This window comes from Spirulina sp. CS-785/01, assembly GCF_028330525.1.
GTDB lineage: Bacteria > Cyanobacteriota > Cyanobacteriia > Cyanobacteriales > Spirulinaceae > JAQMSD01.
This window is the reverse complement of record NZ_JAQMSD010000184.1, coordinates 1-4332: the sequence shown is the minus strand read 5'-3', so window position 1 is coordinate 4332 and position 4332 is coordinate 1. Positions and strand designations below refer to the sequence as shown.

The window sequence follows — 4332 nt, the reverse complement described above, 5'->3', positions numbered from 1 at the left end:
TACCCCCTCCTCATTATCGAAGTCCTCTCCGACACCACAGAAGCCTTTGATAGAGGAGATAAATTCTTAGACTATCAAACTCGTGATACCCTGCAAGAATACGTCCTCATCAACAGCAGACAGCAGAGAGTCGAAACCTTTAGACGGAATGATGAGGGGTTATGGGTGATGCAAGTCTATACTCCTCCCCACTTCGAGTTACAGAGTATTGACTACCAAGGGAGTTTTAACTTGCTTTACGAGGATGTGGTATTTGAGGGGAGTGGGGGGTAAACCACAAAGACACAAAGGACACAAAGTAGGAATAATGAGGAATGGGAGAAGTGTCCCCTATTCTCTATATTCTATTTCTCTAAGGGATAATAAGACTAGGACAGCATTCTTTTGTCTCTGTGTTTCTCTGTGTCTGGAGTGGTGCAATTTCTTCCTCTCCTAGTAAACTAGAAGACTGAGCAATTCATCAAGGAATACTCTATGACTGTTTCCCCTGATATTCAACAGCGTATCACTCAACTGCGAGAACAGTTGCGAGAGGCAGGATATGCGTATTATGTCCTTGATGACCCGATTATGCCTGATGCGGTGTATGATAAGCTCTATCGGGAACTACAAGACCTTGAACAGCAACACCCCGAACTGGTTACTCCTGATAGTCCGACACAACGAGTGGGGGATAAACCCGCAGAACAATTTATTTCGGTTCAGCATAATATTCCCCTGTATAGTTTAGAGAATGCTTTTGATGAGGGGGAGTTGCGGAAGTGGGAGGAACGATGGAAACGACAAACTCCCGATATTGCAGAAACTGGGGAGTTTGAGTATGTTTGCGAGTTGAAAATTGATGGGTCTGCGATCGCATTAACCTACAAAAACGGTATCCTGACTAGAGGAGTCACCAGGGGAGATGGGACAACTGGGGAAGATATCACCCAAAATATTCGCACTATTCGCAGTATCCCTTTAAAATTATCCCTCGAAAATCCCCCAGAACAGGTGGAAATTCGGGGAGAGGCATTTTTACCCTTGGATGAGTTTGAACGCATCAATAAGGAACGGGAAACGCAGGGAGAGAAATTATTTGCGAACCCCCGTAATGCAGCAGCAGGGACGTTACGACAACTTGACCCGAAAATTGTGGACCAACGCAGATTAGATTTTTTTGCTTATACTTTGTATATTCCCTCGGACCCTAATTTTCATCCTCAAACTCAATGGGAGTCTTTAGAGGTTTTACAACAGATGGGGTTACGGGTGAATCCCAATCGGAAAATATGTGCTAATTTGGGCGAAGTGCAAGCCTATTTTCAGGACTGGGAGACGAAACGAAGGGAACTCTCTTATCTTACTGATGGGGTGGTGGTGAAGTTGAATTCTATTCCCCTACAACAACAGTTAGGGTTTACTCAGAAGTTTCCTCGTTGGGCTGTTGCTTTGAAATATCCCGCAGAGGAAGTCCCCACTGTAGTTCAAGATATCACAGTCAATGTGGGTCGTACAGGGGCTGTGACTCCTATGGCTATTATGAACCCGGTTCAGGTGGCCGGGACAACGGTACAACGGGCCACGCTTCACAACCAAGACCGTATTGCAGAGTTGGATATTCGCATCGGAGATACGGTTATTATTCGTAAAGCAGGGGAAATTATTCCGGAGGTGGTACGGGTTTTAGAGGGGATGCGGCCACCTGGTACACAACCCTATACAATGCCGCAAAATTGTCCAGAGTGTAACTCCGAGTTGGTGCGTCCGGAGGGGGAAGCGGTGATTCGTTGTGTGAATAGTTCTTGTCCTGCTATTTTAAAGGGGAGTGTGCTACATTGGGCTTCCCGTGATGCTTTAGATATTAATGGGTTAGGTGAGAAGTTAGTTGAGCAAATTGTTAGAACCCGGTTAGTGCGGTCAGTTGCTGATTTATACGGGTTAAGGGTTGAGGAATTAACCCAGTTGGAACGGGTGGGAAGGAAGTCGGCTGAGAAGTTGGTTGCTGCAATTGAAGGGTCTAAAAAACAGCCTTATGCTCGTGTTTTATATGGGTTGGGTATTCGCTATGTGGGGAAGGTGAATGCGGAGGTTTTAACCCAAGCGTTTCCGACGATTGAACAGTTACAATGTGCTTCGGTTGATGGGTTAGAGAATGTCTATGGAGTTGGATTAGAAATTGCTAAGTCGGTTTGGCAGTGGTTCAAGATTGAGGCGAATCAGGAGTTGGTGAAACGCTTGCAGGATGAGGGGTTACGGTTTAATCAAGGGGTAGAAAATAAGGGGGAGTTTGCGGGGTCTAAGGTTTTAGAGGGGAAAAGGTTTGTGATTACGGGGACGTTGCCGAGTTTGTCTCGGAAGGAGGCGGAACGGTTAATTAAAGATGCGGGGGGGAAGGTGACAAGTTCGGTGAGTAAGAATACGGATTATTTGTTGGCGGGGGAAAAGGCGGGGTCTAAGTTAGAGAAGGCGGAAAAGTTAAATGTTTTTATATTAAGTGAAGATGGGTTGCGGGATATGTTAGAATAGATTTTTATTGGTGTTTTTTAGGGGTTTTGCTGGGGGGAGAAGCTCTCAAGAGCTTACTACGAACGGGGTGGAAGGGACTTTGGTGGGTTTCTTTTTTGTGGGGAAAGAGAAGCTCTCAAGAGCTTACTACGAACTACGATAAAATCATCCCCCTATCCAACAAAAGCGAGGAAAAGGGGGATGACTAGAGGGTTAATCTTATTGTTGCGTCTCGAGATGAGGGGTGGACAAGGTTTGATCACAGGGAAGTTTAGGAAGGTTAAAACTAAAACCTGCTTTTACGAGTTGCGACGACGGAGTAACATTACACCACCAACTCCCAAGATTCCTAAAACAGAAGCAGGTTCAGGAACAGTCGTGACTCCTTGAACAGCAAACACGGTGTCGTTGTAATCTTTGTCTCCACCATTCCAGAGGTCTTCAAATCCGAGTACGACAAAATCGTCCATTTCGTAACCAATCAGGTGATCAAAGTTGTCAGGATTTTCTGCTGAATCAAAGCCAAAGAAGTGATCTCCACCATTTTTACCGTTGGATTTGAGGAAGAATTCGATGAACGTATCGCCTTCAAAGTCACCTAAATCTCTTCCTTCACCTAATGATAAAGGCCCGTCGGAGTTTTTCAAGATACTGTTGGGGGAGGATAGGTCGTCAAAAATCTTGGTTTTATTGTCTCCCCCATCGGTGGAGTAAAACAGTTGATTACGATATCCTGCTCCTTCGTTGATAAAGTAAACTTCAACGTCGTTGACTCCCCCTTCCCAGCGCAGTTTGCTCAGATCGACTTTGGGGAGATCGATGGCATCCATTAATTTACGTTCTTTGTTAATTAAGTCATTGAAGGTTTTCCAGTCTTCGTAGTCTAAACGCAATTGATCGGCATTATTTTCATATTGTTGGTCATATTTCTCTTGAGAGATAGATTGAGCAGATGCTCCTGTGACAGAAAATAAAGTAGCGGCGGCAGTGGCAACAGCGATAAATCCAGTGAATGTTTTAAATTTCATGGCTCAAACTCCTTAAGTAATAAATCAAGAACAAAGAGAAGGAGTAATATTTAAATTCTGCATTAGTCACCCTGAGCGACTAATGGCTTTAACCCTCTAATTGTTTAGTGGCTACACTTTATACAATAAGGGGGGATTCTCAGGATTGAAAGGGGGAGAGAGCAAGTTTGTCTGTTTCTTTATAAAAAGCGGTCAGGATTACCCGCTTTTTAAAGTAAGTGTCAACCGCATTAAGCTGTAAGTCCCGATGATCTTTTTATCTGTATAGATTTTTGTCTTCTGGTATAAAAGAATACTTGCTTTTTAGGTAATATTTGCGTATTATCTGGGTTTTTAACATAATATTTAATAAGCTGTTCGTGGTTTTTTCAAAATATTCTCCCAGAAATTACTTAATCTTCATCAAGACTACATTATTAACTATGAAGGATCACGGTAAAAACCGATTGCTACAATTCTCTAGAGTCGTACTAGGGGAGATTCTCCTGGCGATCATCCCCCCTTGGATTGGCTGCGATCGGCGTAATGACTTCCCTATATTTTTCTCTTGACAAGATAAGTATTTTGTGGTAATGAAATAAAGGAACTCGCGCCTACCCTTGAAAAAGGTGGGATAAAACCGTTAATGAACTCTCCTCGGCGACAAAAAACGCATCCGCCAAGGATGCGTCAAATCGTTCAACAAAAGAGCCGCGGGACTCCCCCACCTCGGAACAGGTGGGGGAGGAAAGCGGGTGAGTCGATACCGCTTCTCCTGCGGAGACGCTGCGCGAACGATGCGGCTGAGACTCACAACCTCTTAGGCTACGCATAGACC

4 protein-coding genes are annotated in these 4332 nt (G+C 44.3%); 2 read left to right on the top strand and 2 right to left on the bottom strand.

The window, feature by feature from the left end:
* Both PN462_RS12125 and ligA read left to right on the top strand, forming a co-directional pair.
* Positions 1 to 273 (top strand): Uma2 family endonuclease (locus tag PN462_RS12125; RefSeq protein WP_272128502.1); only part of this gene is annotated, 273 nt, incomplete at its 5' end.
* 201 nt (positions 274 to 474) lie between these two features.
* Positions 475 to 2508, top strand: coding sequence for an NAD-dependent DNA ligase LigA (gene ligA / locus PN462_RS12120; protein WP_272128501.1), 2034 nt, complete (start codon positions 475 to 477; stop codon positions 2506 to 2508).
* Between the two features lie 278 nt (positions 2509 to 2786).
* On the opposite strand, the gene PN462_RS12115 is transcribed toward ligA, so the two are convergent.
* Positions 2787 to 3515 carry a DUF4114 domain-containing protein gene (locus tag PN462_RS12115; RefSeq protein WP_272128500.1) on the bottom strand — a complete coding sequence of 243 codons (729 nt, stop codon included), beginning with the start codon at positions 3513 to 3515 and terminating at the stop codon, positions 2787 to 2789.
* Positions 3516 to 4108: 593 nt separating this feature from the next.
* The coding region (locus PN462_RS12110) for a hypothetical protein (protein WP_272128499.1) at positions 4109 to 4332 on the bottom strand (224 nt) is incomplete at its 5' end.